This is a genomic window from Paenibacillus rigui, assembly GCF_002234615.1.
GTDB classification, from domain to species: Bacteria; Bacillota; Bacilli; order Paenibacillales; family NBRC-103111; genus Paenibacillus_S; species Paenibacillus_S rigui.
The window spans coordinates 52960-73232 of record NZ_NMQW01000030.1 but is presented as its reverse complement, the minus strand read 5'-3'; the positions used below and the strand labels follow the sequence as shown (position 1 = coordinate 73232).

The window sequence follows — 20273 nt, the reverse complement described above, 5'->3', positions numbered from 1 at the left end:
AGATGTTTATAAGAGACGTAATAAAATCAAAAAGCCGTGTTCTAAAAGAAGGGGCACCTTGGCGAAGGCGCAGGGTACTCGGACGAGCAAATGAACTGGTTTCGGAGCAAGATGGCCGAAAACAAAGACGGCATGAATAAAGACCTCAGGCATGAAGCCGAGGTCTTTATTCGTCCTATATCTGCGAAGTAAAATAATTCCGTTACCTCAATCTGTCCGGTACATCATTTTGCGTAATAGCCTCCATCAATCGGAAGCTCTATACCTGTGATGTAAGATGACTCATCCGATGCCAAAAACAAGACGCCGTTAGCAATATCCTCCGGCTTTCCAAGACGTGGAAGCGGGCATTGGGATTGGAACCATTGACGCATGTTCTCGTCATTGAACATATCTATCGTCATTGGAGTCTCGATAAAACCAGGATGGACGGAGTTCGCACGGATGTTGTACTGGGCGAAATCGACTGCAGTTGCTTTGGTCAGCATCCGTACGGCGCCTTTGCTTGCGGTATACGGGCCGGACCCGCTGCCGCCGGTCAGTCCGGCGATAGACGAAATATTGATAATTGAACCGCCGCCCGCTTTGATCATGTGCGGAATCACATGCTTTTGTCCGAGGAAAATACTCGTCACGTTAATCGACATGGTTTTCTCCCAGCCTTCAACCGTCAGATCAAGAAACGGTGTTGCATTGGACACACCGGCATTGTTTACAAGAATATCGATCCTGCCGAACTTTGCCACCGTCTCGTTCACAACGTGAATCCAATCCTCTTCAGAAGCGACATTGTGTTTGAAGCCAATGGCTTCGCCGCCGTTTTCGCTAATCTCGCGAACAACCTCCTGAAGCTTATCGTCCTGCAAGTCTGTAATCGCCACCTTCGCACCTTCTTTGGCAAACAAAAGTGCGTCTGCTTTTCCCATGCCGCCGGCTGCACCAGTAATAATCGCTACTTTATCGGATAATCTCATTGATATCACCTCTTCGTTTTTATGAAAAAATGAAAGTCTGACTATCATGTTTTTAGTGTACTTGACTCCTTCTTATAATGCAAATCCAATTTCATGTAGCTGTAAAATCGAATGAATCGCGTTATAATGGGAAAAACATTATGGAGCATCGCAGTTAATTGGCTAGCCCAAGCAAAATAGTCAGCAGATCGAATGAGGTGAAAGGAATCATCATGGTATCGACCGGACTGCGGGAGAAGAAAAAAAATGCACGTTATAAAAGCATAGTACAAAAAGCAGAGCTTTTGTTTCTCGACAAAGGGCTGGACAATGTCCAAATGCAAGACGTTGCGGATGCTGAGGGTATTGGAATCGCCACATTATTCCGATATTTTCCTAAGAAGGATAAGCTAATCGTGGCTGTGGCAGTTGCCAATTTGGAGAAAAACATTGAAATGTTTAGGGAGCTTGCGAGTTCAAGCCACACGGCATACGAACGCTTGGAGCATGTATTGGATTATTTAACGAGAGATGATCAGTTACAAAACGGGGTTAAGTTCCGGGAAGCCTTCGAAAGCTATGCTTCTTTCGCCAAAAGTCCACTTGAGGATATTCAGGATTATATCGACACCCAGAAGGAAATCGCCCAAATTTTCATGAGTATTATTGATGCAGGACAAATCGATGGCTCCATCCGCACGGATATTCCGGTTAAAGAGACACTCATCACGATTATTAACGCATACGGTACCTTCGGCAACAATATTGCCCTCAAGTCGCCAATCTCGTATCTGGAGGAGGATATCGCTCCAATCCATCAGAAGCGGATCCTTAAAGAAATGCTGCTTTCGTACATTCGTCCCTAGGATATTATCTTCTTTTTGTAGGGTATTATCCCCTCAGAGGGGCTTCTGTTGATACGCGATGTTAGTCCTCTGGGCTATGTCGCGTCTTTTTTTGCTTCAAGGAGCCACGAGATTTTTAAGATTAAACCTGAGGCATTTAATTAGGAAAGGTCTTGAGAGTTTTTTGTGAGTATGGAATGATAGAATCCAGATGACGTATGTTTGGAGCATCAGGAAGGAGAAGCCAGGTGAAGATTTTCAACAAAGTAAACGGTGTCGTGCTGACCTCCTTTCTGGCCGTTGTGTGCGTGTTTATGATTTATGCTTTGACTATTCCTAGTCGGGATGCCTGGCCTGTCAAGGAAGGCGTACTGGATTTAACTCATATGGATTTTCATGAACAAGGCCTTGTAAATTTGGATGGAGAATGGGAATTTTATCCCAATCAGCTGCTGCAGCCTGAGGATTTTAGGCAAGGCGAGCATGGGAACTTCAAATACTTGAGAGTGCCCGGTACATGGAAGGGGTTGGACTCAAGCGGCGGCGTAAGCAGAAAAGGCTTCGGGACGTATCGTCTCCGCATCTTCGTCAATGACCCGGAGGCCACATATGGTTTGAAATTAAATAGTATCCGCATGGGGCATCAGCTCTATATTAATGGAAAGAAGGAAGGAAACAGCGGTAGGCCGGCAGCAGCTAAAGAGGAGGGCTATATTCCCGCCAATACCCCGTATGCCGTATATTTCCATCCGAATGGGCAGGAGATTGAGCTTGTGCTTCAAGTATCCAATTATGTCTACTTCACAGGCGGGATTGTGAACCCCATTCAATTTGGAAAACAGTCAAGCATAACCCAATGGAACGGCCTGTTGTTTGGCAGTGATTTGGCGCTTGTTGTTACTTTGTTCATGTTCAGCACCTATCATTTGAATCTTTATTTCCTGCGCAGACGAGAGCGTACGTATTTGTTCAGCGGTCTGTATTTTTTGTCCTTATCGATAATGCATGTGTTATATGGTGAAAAAATATTTCAGCAGCTATGGCCGGAGGCTCCTTTTTATGTTGTCTATAAAACGCTGGATGTAGCGCAATTTTCGAGCGCGATCTTCATCGTCTTGTTTTTCTGCTCGATTTATAAAGGAGTGCTAACCGACCGGATCAAGTGGTATTTGCTGGTTCCTCATATGGTGTATGTTATCTCTATATTTATTTTGCCGTATTCCATTTATAATGAAGTCCGCTTTATCTTCTTTTCCTATTTGGGACTGGTGACGTTCTACATTATGGCAAGAATGTTTTATTTGTTCAGCATAAGCCGGAGGGCGGAGTATGAACGTAAGGAGCAGCTCCTGTTTATTGTGGCCTTCATCTCTCTTACGCTTTACTTGGTGGATGGTTCATTATTTTCAGAAAGTATCATCCAAACGAATATGAGAGGCAAGATTGCCCTCACCTGCTACGTGATGTCGCTGAACATGCTGCTTGCTTACCGATTTACGAATGCCTATAAGAAGAATGAAATGTTGACGGACCGGCTCACCGTATCCGATCAGCTGAAGGACCAGTTTTTGATGCATACCTCGCATGAGATAAAAACACCGCTTCATGGCATTATGAATATTACCTCCTATTTATTGGACGATGATGAACGCAATCTGAGCTTGAAGCAGAGGCAGCACCTTTGGTTAATTAAGGACACCTCGGTCAAGCTTTCCATGCTAATGCAGGATCTGATAGATGTGTCGCGGCTTAAGCACGGCGAATTGCGGTTGAATATGATGGAGGTTGAGGTAAGATCCATAGTCCAGATCGTATTTAATGTATTGCGCTTCGAGCTTACGGGGAAGGCTGTCCGATTGAACAATCGGGTTCCCGCGGATCAGTGGGTTCAAGCGGATGAGAACCGGCTGCGCCAAATTTTGTACAACCTGGTGCACAATGCGATTAAAAATACGGACGAAGGCGAAATCTCCGTCGCTCTGAAAAACAATGACGGCATCGCTTATATTACGGTAAAGGATACTGGCAGAGGTATGGATGAGGGCAAGCAAACCAAGGTGTTCCATTATTTTGAGCAATCGGAGGAAGTGCTGCCGGATGACGGCTATACGGGAATGGGCGTAGGCCTATATATCAGCCGCAAGCTGGCTGAAAGGATGGACGGGCAGCTGAGGATTGGATGGAGTGAGGTCGGAAAAGGTACAAGCATGCTGCTATCGTTGCGCAGTGCAGTCAAATTGCCGCTTGAACGCCAACAGCCTCATGCCCGCGAGCTGGAAAGAACCGAGGAGATAGAGCTGGAAGCGAACCATATTATGGAGCAATATGAATACACCATTCTCATTGTCGATGATGAGGCTTCCAACATCCATACGTTACTAAATATATTGAAGCGACACCGGTACAATGTGATTGCCGCTTTCTCGGCGCATGAGGCGATGGACAAAATAAAGCAATATCCACAGGTAGACCTCGTTATTCTGGATGTCATGATGCCGGGAACATCCGGAATCGAGCTATGCGAGAAGCTTAGAGCACAGTACTCCATACTGGATCTGCCTATTTTGTTTGCGACAGCGAAGGATACTTCGCATGATATTGCAATGGGCTTTGGCGCCGGAGCCAATGATTATTTGACGAAGCCATTCGAAGCGGAGACGCTGATTGCCCGAATTCAAACACTGCTAACGATGAAAACGTCGATTCAAGATGCGCTGCGCAATCAGATGGCTTTTCATCAAGCACAGATCAAGCCGCATTTTCTTTATAATGCGCTGAGCAGTGTCATTTCCTTTTGTTATACGGACGGCGAGAAGGCGGCCTTCTTATTGTCCAAGCTGAGCCAATACTTGCGTTATATTCTCGATACGGATCATCAGAAGCTATTCGTTACACTGAATCAGGAGCTGGAGCTCATTGAAGCTTATGTCGAGATTGAGCGGGCTCGCTTCGGGGAACGGTTCGACTTTGTGTGCTATGCGGACGAGCATCTCAGACAGGTGACGATTCCATCGTTATGTATTCAGCCTTTTGTTGAAAACGCGATCCGGCACGGTTTATTCGAGAAAGACGGACACGGCACGGTGATCTTAACTATACGGGAGGCGGATGATGCTCTGCTGATTACCGTCAAGGATGACGGTGTGGGGATTCCGAAGGAGCTGATCGATCAGTTTGCTATCGGACTTAAGGCCGGCAAGGGTATCGGAATGACGAATATTCGCGCCCGTCTGGATGCCATCCCAGGAGCCTCTTTATCTATCAGCTCGACGCTGGGCAGAGGAACGAAAATCACGATGTGCTTACCTAGGGGTCAACATGTCCTGCAGGAAAGGAGGAGGGAAATTGTTTAATGTTGTTCTCGTGGAGGATGAAATACCGATACTGGAGCTTATGAAAGTAATTGTCGGGAGAAATCCGAATTATAACATCATTGGCACCTTCAACAATCCGTTGGATGCGCTCTCCCGTATACCCGAGCTGCAGCCGGATATCGCTTTCTTGGACATAGAGATGCCTAAGCTAAACGGTTTGGAGCTAGCGCAGCAAATGGCCGATCTGTCGGAGCACACACGGATTGTATTTACAACGGCTTATAAGGAATATGCGCTGGATGCGTTCAAGGTATATGCGTTCGATTATATTCTTAAACCGGTGACACCGGACGCAATTGAGCGGATTACGGCAAGATTGCTGAAGCTGGAGAGCCCTCCGGCTTTGTCCGAGACGCAGCCCCGTTTGGCTTCCATACGATGCTTCGGGGGTTTTGAGGTAAGGAATGCGCAAGGCTCGGTTGTCCGATGGCCAACACGAAAAACCGAGGAGCTGTTCGCATATTTCCTAAGCCACCCGAATCAAGATATAAGCAAGTGGCATTTGGCTGACCGGCTCTGGCCTCATATGAACGAAGAGAGAGTATCGCATAACCTGCATAATACCATTTATCGGCTGAAAAAAATTTTGAAGGAACATAACGTGGCGATGGAAATCGTCAAAACGAGCGAAGGCTACCTGCTGGATACACAGAAGGGGACGTACGATTTGCTGGAATTTCAGCATCATGAAGCTTGCTCCATGAGCAATATGAACCGCGAGGAGCACGCGGCGCACTTGTATTCTCTATACCGCGGACCGCTGTTTGAAGGAAAGGATTACCTTTGGAAGGTTCAGCTTGAGGAAGTCTACAGCAGACAGTACGCAGCTCTTGTACGCAGCTTGGTTCTATCGGATATGGAGCAGAAGCAATGGGAAAGAGCGAAGCAGAAGCTGGATACGTATTTGTCCGTCAATGCTCTGGATGAGGAGATGCATCTGCTGTTCATGGATATGTATATCCGGAGCGGACGCCTGGAGCAAATCCCAGGTTATTATCGCGAAGTCGAAGCATTGTTTTACAAAGAGCTGGGCGTGGCACCACTCATTAAAATGAAAAATAAAATAGCAGCCTATTTATAGCTGCCTAAGCAAAGCAAAGAACGGATGGCGATGGTGCCTTCCGTTCTTTTTTAGTTTCACAACCTTCGTCTACCTTGACAGACGCATGCCATCTGGAAAGATGGCGAAGCCGGTTATCCTTGTGGGGAGGCAAGAAGCCTCCTATCCTTTTCTCCCGTGCTCAAGTACAGGGGGGATTTGCCTACAGATCGTCAGGGGGGCGTTCCTTTAATTCATCAAAATTCGACATCTCTTCGGGAATCTTGGGAGAATTTTGAGAGATTCGGCCTATATAATATTTGAAAAAAGTAAAAATATGTATTGTCGGCGTGCTGTAAGCTCGAAATTTAGAAGAAGAAAAACAAGGCTTAACGTGTAAGGCCGGCGTTCAGGGGGAAAGGAGAAGCAGCTTGAGGTTATGGAGTAAAGCTATGGCTGTATTTATCGGGTCTTTATACCTATTATTCAATCCGTTTTCTTTTAGCGAAGCCGAGGATTCGCCTACATACAATGCCGAGGAGGTGTACGCAAATGCCGAGGAGGCTGTTTTTTATGTCAGGGCCTTTCGGTCTGACGGGACATTGCAGGATGTCGGGACAGGCTTCCTTATCGACACGAAGGGTATCGCTTTAACAGCATACCATGTCGTAGATGGGGCGGACCGAATCGTTTGCGTGCTTAACGATGGACAGAGGGACGTGCCTTGCGAGCTTATTGCTCGGAACGAGAACACGGATGCAGCTGTTTTGAAGCTGCAGTCAGGCACGAACGCCGGACAGCAGGAGATCGCCTATCCTTCCTTGCAAATACAGACAAGCGCTGTCAAGCACGGGGAGAAAGTATACGCCTTAGGCTATCCGTTGAAGGAAGCGAAGATCATCACCGAGGGGATAGTGAATAGCCCTCATGCACTGATCAATGGAAGAGACCGCTTGCTTGTGTCCGCTGAGATCGTCAATGGCATGTCGGGAGGGCCCGTGATCGATAGCTCGGGCCGTGTGATTGGCATTGTATCGGGTTCTCTTCGTACGATGAGCCAAATTCATCTTGCGGTGAACGTGAATGATATCAACCAGGTTATCGCGGATGATTCATTTACATGGGATACCTCTATAGAGAAGGGGAATAAACGTGAATAGCGGAGGTTATGGAATGAAAAGTTGGGTAAGGAAATGTCTGTCGATGACACTGACCGTGTCCATGCTTGCGGCATCCATGTCATGGACGGAAGGGAACGCTCAGGCGGCGGCCGGCGAATTCCTGGATATTTATGCCAATGGGACCAAAATCGTGAACTATAGCGATATGTCCACATGGACAACAAGCTATGACAATTTGGATGCGGCAAATGCATTCATATGGTTTTTGAGAGAACAAAACAATGATATTCCCGGGGTGGACATTGTGGAGGGGGACGATCCGATTGGATACGATGATAGAGGTCCGAAAACCTCGAATGGATCCCAGTTCAAAGGAACGATTCAGGTCGCACAAATTCCCGAGCTCAAACGGCTTGCTGAAAGCGGTCAGGCCAAATTACTTCTAAAGGTAGGGGATTTGTATGAGTCGGATGATGACTGGGCATCAATCGAGCTTACGACTTCCGCTTCCGGTCACCGGTGGAAGCCGGAGGATGACAGTGATGATGTAGATTCCGGATGGTTAAGCTTCGCGCCGAACGATATTATTACGATCGAAACGCATTACCCCGGGTCGGCGGCAGTCACGGGGCTGCGTCTTTATTTTGCTGATATTGAGCTGCCTGTAGTAACCGATTACACATTTACATCCGACGGTACGGAGCGAGATAACACGCAATTGAATCAGAAGGAGCTATTTCTTAAAAAAAATCAAAGCCTTCATCTGAGATATAACTTTAATGAGGCGGTTAAGGCCTCAGCGCCGGCTGCGCTGAACAGCTTGTCCAGCCACGACTTGTTTACGAACCCTGCCGGAACGGGATTGCCGGCTGCAGGGCAAAGACAAGGCTTAAAGCTGGATTTGACTACCGATCAAGCGAAGGACTACACAACGGCGCTTCCCTATACCTATACGGCTGCGGATTTTCACCAAACAGGCAATCTGCCGATAGCGAACGGCGGGGAGCTGGAAACGAGCCAGCTGAACGACGAATCGCTGAACAACAAAATGCTGGCTGCCGAGTTTCACGATGCGGCGGGAAATCCGCTGCAGCTGACGGGCTTTAACAAATCGGCAAGTTCGAGCAGCGGTTATTTGCAGAATAAGACGGTGAATCCGTTCGATTACGGTACCGATAAAGGCTACCGCGTCATTGTCGACGCTGTACCGCCTAAATATACGCCCAATGCGAATGGTATCCAGCCCGATATTGTGACAGGAAGCACGCTGAATAAAGGCGATGTCATAGATTTCAAGGTGCAGCTATCGGAGGATGCAATCGTGAAAGAGGGCTGGCAGCCCGGAGGATTGTACCTGCTCTTCAATAATGGAATGAAAGCTTATTACGTTGACGGTCAAAACAGCAGTTTGTGGACGTTTCGGGCGAAAGTCACCAATAGTGATTCGAATGTGTCGCTGCTGAAGGCTATTGCGTTAACTCATGATATGAAGCCGGATCAGACAGATAAAGGCGTCATTCAAGATTATGCAGGTAACCTGCTCTTGGATTCGGCCAATACAAGCAAGTCGGATAACCCGGATCCTTCGCAGGCTGTGGCGAATACGAAGATCGACTGGGCGAAGCTGTCGATTGATAATGAGAAGCCGAAGTTCTCCTATATTTATGAACAAGGCGGCGCCACGGCTGCAACCTACGGCCGTACCGGCAAAATTACGATGGATGCGAATGACCCTGCCATCATGACACCTGAGCTGGATCCGGATGAGCCGGGTGCTGTCAGACCAAGCCGTGGCATATATCGCCCTCTCAATATGACCGGCGAGACACCGAGCGGTTCGCCGGGTGTTGGATTGGTGTACTACTACTGGAGTCAAAGCGAGGGAGATCCGTTAGCGGATAAGGCCCAGGATCAGTTTGCGGCGGTGAAGCGCTATTCGTTGACGGGGCTGCAGCCGAGCGAAGGCTTGTATCCCGGGGAGCTTGCTCAAGTCGGTCTGATGGTGGCAAACAACAAGACCAACTTGCTGCTGCCGCCGGCGGAGGCTTTTAAACCGGAGAACAGCGGGATATGGTACCTGCATTCATGGACAGCGGATATGACTTGGGATACGGCACGTGAATTGATGCAGTACGAGAAGATGAAAACATACAAAAACCAAAATCCAACCCAATATAATACTTGGAAAAACGAGTTCCTGGCATCTCATCCAGGAGGCTCCAACACTGACGCCGAAACCTATGCTGACAGTAAGGCGTTGGAGGCGGTAGGAAAATACAGCGACTTGACGATATGGACGCCGGAAGATTACAAGCATGACGATTCCAACTGGGTTTATGATGTTGCGAAGATTAAGCTCGATAATCAACCTCCAGAGCTTAGCGCTCATATTTCCAAAGGCAACAACACCTCAGAGGTTATTGCAAGGATTGATGCGGAGGATGCGCACAGCGGTATCGATCCCGCCAAGCTTCAATATCAATGGGTGAAGGCGGGTGACGCCGAGCAGGAAATCGGCTGGAAGCAGGTGCCGGAGTCCAAGGCGGTGACGACATTGAATGAAGTATTCGATGACGGCGAATATGAGCTGCATGTCCGGGCTTCGGATTTCGCGGGCAATAGCACGGCTGTGACGATGGAGGAGCATGCGGTTGTCAATTCGACAGTGACGATTCCCACAGCTTTCACGCCGGAGCCTTCGGAGAAATATGTGCAGAGTCACGATATTATTTTTTCGATTCAAAATTTGAATGCAGCTGCAGTGAGTTATGCGTACAGTTCTTCTGCGGCTCTGCCTTCGGATGACAAGTATGCACAGGCTGGTTCTCTGGACCCTTCAGTGACTGCTGCGGTGTACGCAAGTGTGACCCATTCGGTCTATGGGGATACGGTCACAAGCTCCGTCTACCGTAATTCCTACCTCATTCCGAAGCAATTGAATCTGAATGGGAAGCAATACGTTCACGTTCGGGTCAAGGAGGATGGGACGAACCGCAACTATTATTACTATATGCCGTATTTGTTTGACAATACGCCGCCGGCCGCCGGCTTCAGCACCAAAGAGGTTGGCTATCCGAAGCCTTCTCACACCGTGGAAGTGACGGCAAACGACCTGTATAACCAGGACGGCATGGTTATCAAATATCAATGGCTCCGGGCGGGAGACCTGCCTCCGGTTGAAGTCTCGCTGAAGTGGCTGCCGATTCCGGACGAGGGCAAGGTGAGCATTGACAATTCCACTCTCGCACCGGGTCAGGTTGAGGATTACATTTTGTATGTTTATGCCTTGGATGGAGCGGGGAATGGAACGATCGCCCATACTGGACTATTCAGGGTTTCCAGAGAAGATCATGCACCGATCGAGGTGCTTCAGTCCGACTTAATTTATTTGGATGGCGATCAGGTGGATGGCTACCAAGCGGTCGTTAAGCTCGAATTGAAAAATAAAACGATGGCAGGCTATGAGCTGAGCGTTTCAACAGATGACGGTCTGACCTGGCAAGCTTGGAGACCCTACAGCAATTTCGTGAAATTTAATGTGCCGAGCGGCAGGGCGGATCAATTAAAGCTGAAGGTCAAATTCAGATCGGCCTCAGGTGTCGTTGGCGATGCGGTTTCGATCGATTCCCGCGGATATGTACCTTCGGATGAGCCTCTTTATGGCCTAGTGGCTTACAGCACGATGCGACCTGCAGCCGGTCCTTTCGCTATCGAAGTCAAGGTTCCTGCCGGAGTGAAGGTGGTCCCTGCTGAGATGAACCCGATGCAGCCGGTCCGTACCAAAGGAAATACGTTCGAGGTCAATCAAAACGGCCTGTACACGTTCAATCTGTCCGATACGCTTGATCCGTCACGGAAGGAGCAGCTGCTTTTTTCCGTCAACAATATCGACAATACACCACCGGTGGGGGCTATCGAGCAAAAAATAACCGGCCCGACAACAGCCAATGTGATGGTGAAATTATCGACCTCGGAAGATGTGCGCATTACCAATAATGAGGGCAGAAATACGTATATCTTCACGGAGAACGGCAGCTTTACCTTCGAATTCGAGGATGAAGCGGGGAATAAAGGAACGGCCACGGCGACTGTGACCAACATTGATAGAGAGCAGCCTCAAGCGACCGTCGTCAAATCGTATGCTTATGGCGAGCAGGGCGCGAAAAGGTTAAAGACGATTCAGGATGCCGACGGTCATGTGCTGCTGGCTGAAGGCGTGACGCTTCAGATTGAGAAACCGAATGCGGGCGGCAAGGACTTCAAGGTCATTCGCGGCAGTCAGCTTTTGACCTTGTTCCAGGACGGCAAAGCGGAGTTTACCATCGCCGACCTGCTTGGCAATACAACCGTGCTGGAGGAGACGGTGAACGGCATCGTGTCCAGCCTGCCGGAGCCTGACAATATCGTCTACACGTTCGTGGACGAGCAGGGCAATCCCTTGCCTGACGATCAAGTGGCTGTAATTGGCGGGAAAAGATACGCCAAAGGCAAGATGAAGGTCACCTTGCATGGAAAGGTGGCAGCCCCGAATCAAGTATTCCGCGGGACGGTTCCCGTTCTGCTGGAAAACGGTCAATACAGCAACAAGATTAGCGACGCCGCCGGCAGCTATTCGTATGATATGGCTTTCGGGACGAACGGCGAAATGCGAGTTGCCTTGACGGATTTGCTGGGTCATGTGAACAAGCTGGCGATCCGGGTGGACGGTCTGGATAACACGGCGCCGACCATTGCTTTGAATCGAACCATGGTTGCCATAGAGCAAAATAAAGCTAACTTCAATCCGCTGACCGATTTGGGAGGCTATACCGTTTCCGATAATGTATCGGATGCAGCGCATTTGAAGGTAACGGTTGAAGGGGTTGATATTAGCCGAATCGGCAAGCAGACGGCGACCTATACCGTTACCGACGAGGTGGGCAATCAGACCGCCGTCAAGCAGGAGGTTGTAGTCCTGCCTAATGCGGGATTGCTGATAACCGGAAATGGCCAGGTGCTGTCATCGGCTCTGGGTGAAAGTGTCCTGTTCGACACGAACCGCATCTCGTTCAAGGTTACGGGCTACGACGAGATGAAGGTTGACGGACAAAGCTTGAGCAATGAGCTGGGCCGCTTCGATATTTTGTATCACAGCGGTTTGTACCGTGAGGGTCAGATGAAGTATATTGCGAAGCAAATTACGATGGAGCAGCTGCTGAACAATCAATATGAAGCGGTATTCCCGGAGACGGGCTGGTACACCATCATTGTCAGAACACAGGAAAGAGAAAGAGAATTCGCTTCCTTCTTCATCGGTAAATTGAGTAAATAGCACCGGCTCCTCGGCCGGAAAAACAAAGAAAGGCTGCCGAAGCATGGAGGGCATCCTGCTGCCATGCTTCGGTGTCCTATTTCATGTGTGAAGGAGTCCATGATTGATGAATAGATTCAGGAAAGTGGTGTCGATAGTCCTGCTCCTTTGTCTGATGCTGAACGTGCCGCTCGCTGTTTGGGCCGACGAGGCGAATCAGCAGGGGGTGACGGTAATCAGCAACCCGTTTGTGAAGGTAACCGTGGACAACAGTACCGGCCGGTTTGCGATCCGTACGGTCGAAGGGCAGCCGGTTCGCAAGAATGATAATCAGGTCGACATGATGTTTCGCGGGGATGATCCCGAGAGCTCGTTTACGACCTTTCGGATTGACGGAACGGATTATATTTTCGGTAATCCTTACAAGTTCGCTCCCCAATTTTTCTCTGAAGTAACGAAGCCTCAAATTGTAAGCAATCCGGATGGGACCCAGCAGATTGAGACGGTCTGGTCGATAAAAGGGGTCCAAATCAAGCAAATATTGATGCTGTACATGGACGTGAAGGATAAGCAAAATTCCGGAAATGTCAACGTGCGTTATGAAGTGACGAACCAATCGGGGGCTGATGTCCAGGTCGGGACAAGAATATTGCTGGATACCATGGTGGGCGGCAATGACGGACCGGCTTTTCAAGTAGGGGCGGCCTATAAGGTTCCGCTGCACGTTGAACGTAAATTGGTGGATGAGTCGAAGCTCGATCCTGGAATCGGGCAGGATGAGAAGGCGCTGTATACGCTGCCTGCTTATTGGGTTATGAAGGATAATTACGATCCATCGAACCCGCTGGCGACAAATGTAATGGCTTACGGATTGAATAATTTCTCGGAAAAGGATATCAATATCGTTGACGAGATGATCGTTGGTCACTGGAACAAGCTGGCCAATACCAAATGGGATTATCAAATTAATCCGAATCTGGATTTCACGACGGATACGAACGATTATGGCACGGCTGATTCAGCGGTGGCCTTGTACTGGAATCCTGATCCGGTTGCCCAAGGCGGGACCAAAACCTTTGAGACCGTATATGGGTTAGGCGAGATTGTCCAGCCGGATAAAGTATTCTCGGTACGCTATATCGATCCTGTGCAGCAGCTCGCTACGGTTGAGGATGGCAGCGCCTACGCCAATGAGGGCGTATTCGATGTGACGGCGGAGATCGAAAATTTGGCTTCGTATAATATGCAGCAGACGAGCATTCAGGCGGAGCTGCAGCTGAACAACGGGCTTAAATTTGTCGATATCGACGAAAAGGGACAGGTCAAACGAGACGCCCAAGGCAAAATTATGACGAAGTCGAGCAGCAGGTCTGCGATCTCCTTCCAGAAGGAAGCGACACCGGAGGAAGCAAAGAATGGCATTCAACCGAAATATAAGCCCGGCGATACGGTGACCGCTACGTTCAAGGTACAGGCACAGGGCAAGGCCTGGCCTACGACAAAGGAATATTTGCTCTCGGTGAGCAGTCCGGAAACGGAAGCGAAGCTGGAATCGGTAAAGGATGAATCGGTTAAAGCGCAGTACATGTCCAGCAAAGCGAATTTTGTCTTTTTGCCGGCCGTGGGTACGGGCTCGCAGACCTTTGTATATGCCTTATCCCCGGAGGAGGCCTATACATCGGACGTGAAGTATATCACGCTCAATTTATCCAATATTGAAGCCTATAACACGGGCAGTGACACGGCGGAGCCGAACTTTGATCTTTATTTGAAAGAGTCGGCAACGGGCAACAGGTATAAGGTACCGGTGAAGGATTCCGTTATTTTGCAGCCGGCAAATGATGGACAGGTTGGCGATATGCGGATTACTTACCGCACGGGTGACCGCGTCGGTGCGAACGGACTTGTTCTGAAGGATGCGGACGGCAAGGAGCTGCGTAATCTGGGTCCGTCACTGCCTCTAGGCGAATATCAAGTCGAGATCGATTATAAGGGTGATCAGGGTGACGATCCTGAGGCGGCCAAGCTTTATGATATAACGACAAGCCAGAAATTCGTCGTCAGTGAAAATGAAAACGCACGGCTGAAGAAAGCGAACTTGCTGGCGGTAGTGAAAAAGACCGTTGATCTAAGCCAAGCATTAAACGGCACGGTGCAGGAGGATTTTGAAGAAGCGTACCCCGGCTATCGTGTGGGCGCTGGTTTCGGCAGCATGAAAGATATCTTCATGAAAGTCAAGAACAGTATGCAGATTGCGAGCAAATTGGTCGATCCTGAGCTCGATTTGGGCGCGTTCCTGCCCGAAACGAAGGTCCCTGCGTACCGTCTGGCCGCTTTTGAGAGCGAGGAAGAGCTGGAGAAGTTCAAAGAAGAGGGCCGGGATAGCGACAATGAGGTCATAGTCGAAATTGCCGGGATGATCAACCGGATTGGAACCGGCGACCAGGCTGAATATGTCGTCGATACACGGACCGAGCCTGCGATCATCAACAAGAGTGTCGCGTACCGCGGGAAGGATATGGTGTTTGCCAAGGGCCAGCTGGATGTGTTCAACATCATGCAATCCGTTCCGGACTATAAGGACATGCCTCTGTTTAACAGCTTGAATGTAAAGGGCGACGGGACACTGAGCGTGGCTAGCAGCGGCTTCGTATTCCACAAAGGGGAATGGACGCTCGATTTCTACAACGGCTTCGATAAATCGCTCAGTAAAGAAGCGGCAGAAGAAGATAGCAAGGAAGAAGGCGGCGAGGACGACTCATTGAACGGTTCCTTGAACTGGGCCGTAGGCGGACTTGGCGACAGACTGAATCCGCTTCGCCAGCTGATGCTGAAGGAGGTATATTTCAACCGGCACAGCTTATTCTCTGCACCGAGCTTCTCCATCAATGGCTTCACATTGAAATTTAACGATTTTATTTTGCGTGAAAAGGGTGTTTCCTTCGGAGGCAGCATCAATTTGAAAATTGCCGATTCCGAAATTAAGAACGTCATGTTTAACAATAAGGGCTTTGTTGGAATCGATGCCGATCTGAACTTCGATCTGAATAAGAGTATCGGATTGATTGAGAGCGGCTCGGAGGAAGGGGAAGACGGCAAGAAGAAGCCGGCAGGCGTCATTAAAATCGTACATTACGAGCAGAAGGAAGAAGGAATTGACAATACGTACGGCTTGGATTTCGATGCGAAACTGCGAGGATTGACCGAGGTCGCCGTTCAGATTGAATTTAAGCAGGTAGAGGATAAACGGATACTGCCCAATATCATTGCGTTCTCGGCCGAGCTTGGAGATCCGGGCGTCTTGGTAGCGGGAGGCACTTATCTGACCGCCGTTCGCGGTGCTATCAGGGATTTGGCCGATACGATTGCAGGAGGCTCAAGCGACGTTCCCCTGACGGTAGAGGCGGGGGCAGATATTTCCTTCGGGGTCAAGCCGGCAACCTTCTACGGCAGCATTGACTTAACTTTGAAAAAATCAGGCATCAAGCTGGTCGGCAAGCTCGACTACAGTTCGAGCCCTTCATCGTCGCGGGTAGCGATGCTGAAGGAAGCTACAGTATCCGCACAGTGGATGACCCCTTGGTTCGTCAGCGCTTCGGCGGAAATCGATGTTCTTGGATGGGACGTTATTATTGGGAAAGCTTCGATTTTCATTGGCCAGAATTTGATCAAAAACCGCATTGATTTTGAAGGCTTTGTCAGCGCCAGGGTGCAGGTCCCTTCCAAGGTGCCTATCGTTGGCGGTATGGCGCTCGGCGGTGTGTCCCTCGGTGCCAATAACGATAAAATGTGGGGAAGCGTTTCGGTCTTATTTATTAGTCTTGGCATTACCTACTACTTCGATGGGGATATCGAGTTCGGTACATCCGGGCAAGGACTGCCGGAGGATGGGCTATTGTATTTGCAGGTACAGGATCCGGAATCGGGACCGAAGCTGGTTGTGTTCGGTCATGGTGTACAAACGTTAGCTACGTCCTGGGTGTCCAGAGAGGATGCCATTCATGAAATCGAGTATCACAGCGTGGCCGACGGCGTGAGCATGCTGGATAATGGCTCGATGAAAGTTGGTATCGGCGGTATCAAGGTGTCGGATGAAGGCAAGCTTCATGAAATTCCGATGAACAGTGTAACCGGCGATGCGTTGCTCGAGCTGGGATACACGGGCGACACAGCTCCGAATCTTGTGTTGAAGGATAACAATGGACAAGATTACAAGCTGATCTATGATGAAACGAAAATGAATCCGCAAGCGAATGCATTTACCCAGATCATTCAAGGTAAAGAAGCGGATTCCAAGCATGTGTATGTCGCGATTCCACATGACCGAGTAGGCGGGGGCACGTGGAAGCTGTATGCGGATCAGCCGGTGGAATCAAAGCTGCTCAACATTCCGCAGGCGGCCAAGCTGGATGAGGTAACGCTGGACCCGAGCCGTACGGATGCGAATCAATTTACCGCCTCCTGGAAGGTTAGCCATGCGAAGCCGGGCGATACGGTCAATCTATATTTGACCAAGGATGCGTTTCATAACGCCAATCCTGCGGCAGACGGTGATATAACTGCACCAGGGGAAACCGGGCTGCTGATTGCAAAAGGACTGAGCGTCGATCATCTGGGCAGCGTCACCGGCTATGTGACGACAGGACACACGGATATCGATGTGACCCGCATACCGCTCTTGGGAGATACGGAGGACATTCGGGGCTTGCTGTCACAAGGGGATTATTACTTGCGGGCAGAGCTGAGCTCTTCGAGCAATTATCAGACGCGAACGACGGTGAACCGCTTTGAAATCATTGATCCATTGGCGCCTTCTGCTGTGAATGCAGTGAGCATTCAACCTGCAGGCAACGGCTACTTTGAATTGTCGTTTAAGCCGGCGATGAAGAAACCGGAGCAAACCGGATTTGAGCACAGCTATGCGATTGACGTGCTGCAGCAGCAAAACGGCAAGCTCGGTGCTTATCCGAATTTCAGTTCCATGCTGATGAGCGAGGAGGAGCTGAAGCCATTCTGGAACGAGCAGAACGGTACCTATGAGCATATCCGGCTTGGGGGCTGGACCCAAATGTCCGGCTCCAATAAGCCTGGTGAGGACAAGAATGTGAAGTACGCCGGACTTGAGACGGGACAAGAGTACATTGTCGGTGTATCTGCAGCGACGAAGCCTTCTCAAGAGGCGGATAAGCATCAAAACATACACTATGCGAACCGGATCGATACAGCCAGTACACTGCTGCCTGTACCGGCCAAGCCGAAGCTGTCTGCGCAGCCGGCCAACGGTGCTGCGAAGCTGAAAGAGGCCTCCTCGGCGTTTATGGAGGTGCTGAGCAATACAACGGAGCAAAGCATCGGAGTTACAGCGGATCAGCCGGATGTGGAGGTCGAGGCGCTGTACGATAACCAATCCATCGGTACGTTTGATTTAGCGAATCAAGGCGGCGGCAGTGCAGGAACATTGCACTTCACCAACTTTACAACCGACGGCCGCTATGCGATTGAACTGAAATCACGAAACAAGATTACAGGAGACTATTCCATCACGATGCTTTATTTGACGGTCGATACGATTGCACCTGTGCTTTATATCGATACGCCGATAACGGGCGACCGGACGAAGGACGGCAAAATTCGCGTAGCCGGTACGACGAGCAACGACGCTGCGCTGGAAGTGAACGGACAGCAGGTAGCCGTGAAGCAGGATGGAACTTTTGCCGGGGAAGTGAATGTAACAAGCAGCGAGCCTACATTGAAGCTGGAATTTCAAGCACTAGACCATGCGGGCAACAGCAACCGGGCAGCGGTACAGGTGACCAACGGCTCCTACCGGGTGCCGACAGCACTGGTGCTGCAAAAGGTGCCTAATCTCAAGGTAGGCGAAACACAGCGCGTGTCTGCGATGCTGCGCTATACCGACGGCAAGGATCAGGCCGGCAAGACGAAGTATGTGGACATTCCTGTAAGCGATGCGGATAGATCCAAGCTGCAATTTTCCAATTATGCAGGAGAGGCGTTGGCCGTTGCCGGCGATGGCAAAGTGGACGGCTTGAGAGAAGGCGCCGGCATTGCCAAAGCGGAATATAGCTTATCCGATGACGTTACGCTGCAAGCAATGACCGTTGTAGCGGTAGAAGCGGGGATTTCCGCTTATACAAGCGCGGTGTCTAACGACAGGAAGACAACCAAGGTCAATATCGTCTCGGCCGGGGATATAACGGATGCCGAGCTTGTGTACCGTACAGCTTCGCAAGCAGGCGGAACGCCGGCTGCTCCAAAGTATCAGGATGATGTCAGCGGCTGGAGCGTGCTTCCGGCGAACGGAATCATTCCCGTCGCTGCTGGGGATCGGATTGCTTTGGCGAAGCGGACGAAGGGTGGCAAGAATGCTTTGGCTGTAAGCGGATGGCTGCCTGTCACGATTTGGAGTCCTTCAACTGGCGGTGCTTCTCCAGGAGGAGGCGGCTTTGGCGGACTGCCTGCTGCCAATACCGATGTGCTTGTAGGTGGCGACAAGGTAGCCTCGGAGAAAAAAGACGATCGTATCTATGTCCAGATCGATCAGGTCAACGCTGCACCTTCACCGGTGCTTTCCATCGTCGCCCAGGATCCGTCGGTTAACGGCTATACGTTCGATATGAACGGCAAGGCTGTTGCCCAAGCGGTACAGAATCAGCAGCGTATTCAGTTTACACTGCCATTTGCGAAGCTGGCCTTCCCGGCAAGTGCGGCATCGGGGCTTACGGGCAATCTCAAGATTGCGATAGATCGCAACAGCCGTAAGGACATCGATGAATTAGAGCACATTGCTCAAGAGCTTGGAGCAGCTTTATTGGGAGGCGGACAAGGAGTCACCTTTGATATTCAGGCGCCGAATGTATATCAGGATCGATCTGTGAGCGCAGCTATCGCTGTGCCGGACGGTATTTCGCCTCAAGATATTACGGCGGTTATTGTGAAGGACAGTACGGGCAGCTGGACGACGGTTCCATGGCAGCTGGATGCAGCGGATAACCAGGCTTTTGTCAAAGTGCTATTAACCGGCAGCGGAAGCGTAGCCTTAATAACCCATCAACCTCATTTTGCCGATGTGGCTGAGGACAATTGGGCCAAGTCCGCAATTGATGAAGCGGCGGGCCGCCTGTTCATGCTGGGAAGAGACGAAGAAGAGTTCAGCCCGGACAGCACCATCACCAGGGCAGAATACCCTACGGTTCTACTGAGAGTATTGGGACTTATGAATGAGAACCCGGCTGCCGAGTTCGGTGATATTCAGCAGGATGATTGGTTTAGCCGAAGCGTAGCTGTTGCTGCCGGTAAAGGGATCGTCAACGGCTTCAGTGACGGAACCTACAGGCCTGAGGGGTCATTATCGAGAATGGAAGCGATGGTCATGGTTGGAAGAAGCTTGAAGCTCATTGGCGCGGGCAGCCCAATGACAGAGAGCGAAGTGAATAGCATACTGGCAGCCTTCGAGGATGAAGCTTCCATACCGGATTGGGCTAGAGAAGCGGTAGCGCTGTGCATTCAGCAGGGCATCATTGAAGGGCAGGATCAGAGCATTCAGCCATCCAGCGTGTTAACAAGAGCTCAAGCGGCAGCAATTGCTGTCCGCTTCAGCCATCACGTGCCCGCTGGCAATCCATAATCGGTT

At 50.0% G+C, this 20273-nt stretch carries 7 protein-coding genes; 6 read left to right on the top strand and 1 reads right to left on the bottom strand.

Going from position 1 to position 20273, the window contains the following annotated elements:
- Positions 1-224: 224 nt before the first annotated feature.
- Positions 225-974: an SDR family NAD(P)-dependent oxidoreductase gene (locus CF651_RS20360; RefSeq protein WP_094016713.1), complete on the bottom strand. Its 750-nt coding sequence runs from the start codon at positions 972-974 to the stop codon at positions 225-227.
- Between the two features lie 197 nt (positions 975-1171).
- Between CF651_RS20360 and CF651_RS20355 the strand changes: the two genes are divergently transcribed.
- The 6 genes from CF651_RS20355 to CF651_RS20330 all read left to right on the top strand — a co-directional run bounded on the left by CF651_RS20355 (position 1172) and on the right by CF651_RS20330 (position 20267).
- A complete protein-coding gene (locus tag CF651_RS20355; RefSeq protein WP_245856065.1) occupies positions 1172-1819 on the top strand; it encodes a TetR/AcrR family transcriptional regulator in 648 nt (215 codons plus the stop codon).
- 227 nt (positions 1820-2046) lie between these two features.
- Positions 2047-5151 (top strand): hybrid sensor histidine kinase/response regulator, encoded by a 3105-nt coding sequence (locus CF651_RS20350; protein ID WP_245856063.1) that lies wholly within the window; start codon positions 2047-2049, stop codon positions 5149-5151.
- On the top strand, positions 5144-6253 hold the full coding sequence (locus tag CF651_RS20345) for a response regulator (RefSeq protein WP_094016711.1): 1110 nt from the start codon (positions 5144-5146) through the stop codon (positions 6251-6253). Before CF651_RS20350 ends, CF651_RS20345 begins: the two co-directional genes overlap by 8 nt.
- 389 nt (positions 6254-6642) lie before the next feature.
- Positions 6643-7371: a S1 family peptidase gene (locus CF651_RS20340; RefSeq protein WP_144029083.1), complete on the top strand. Its 729-nt coding sequence runs from the start codon at positions 6643-6645 to the stop codon at positions 7369-7371.
- A gap of 13 nt (positions 7372-7384) precedes the next feature.
- Complete coding sequence (locus CF651_RS20335) at positions 7385-12643, top strand: Ig-like domain repeat protein (RefSeq protein WP_094016709.1); 5259 nt, start codon at positions 7385-7387, stop codon at positions 12641-12643.
- Positions 12644-12749: 106 nt separating this feature from the next.
- The gene (locus CF651_RS20330; RefSeq protein ID WP_094016708.1) at positions 12750-20267 is read left to right on the top strand and encodes an S-layer homology domain-containing protein; all 7518 of its coding nucleotides are present in this window, start codon (positions 12750-12752) and stop codon (positions 20265-20267) included.
- The last annotated feature ends 6 nt before the right edge of the window (positions 20268-20273 follow it).

What these genes read in the sequence shown, in the direction of transcription:
- CF651_RS20330 (WP_094016708.1), top strand. Translation starts at nt 12,750, where the DNA reads ATGAATAGATTCAGGAAAGTGGTGTCGATAGTCCTGCTCCTTTGTCTG.
- CF651_RS20360 (WP_094016713.1), bottom strand. Translation starts at nt 974, where the DNA reads ATGAGATTATCCGATAAAGTAGCGATTATTACTGGTGCAGCCGGCGGC.
- CF651_RS20335 (WP_094016709.1), top strand. Translation starts at nt 7,385, where the DNA reads ATGAAAAGTTGGGTAAGGAAATGTCTGTCGATGACACTGACCGTGTCC.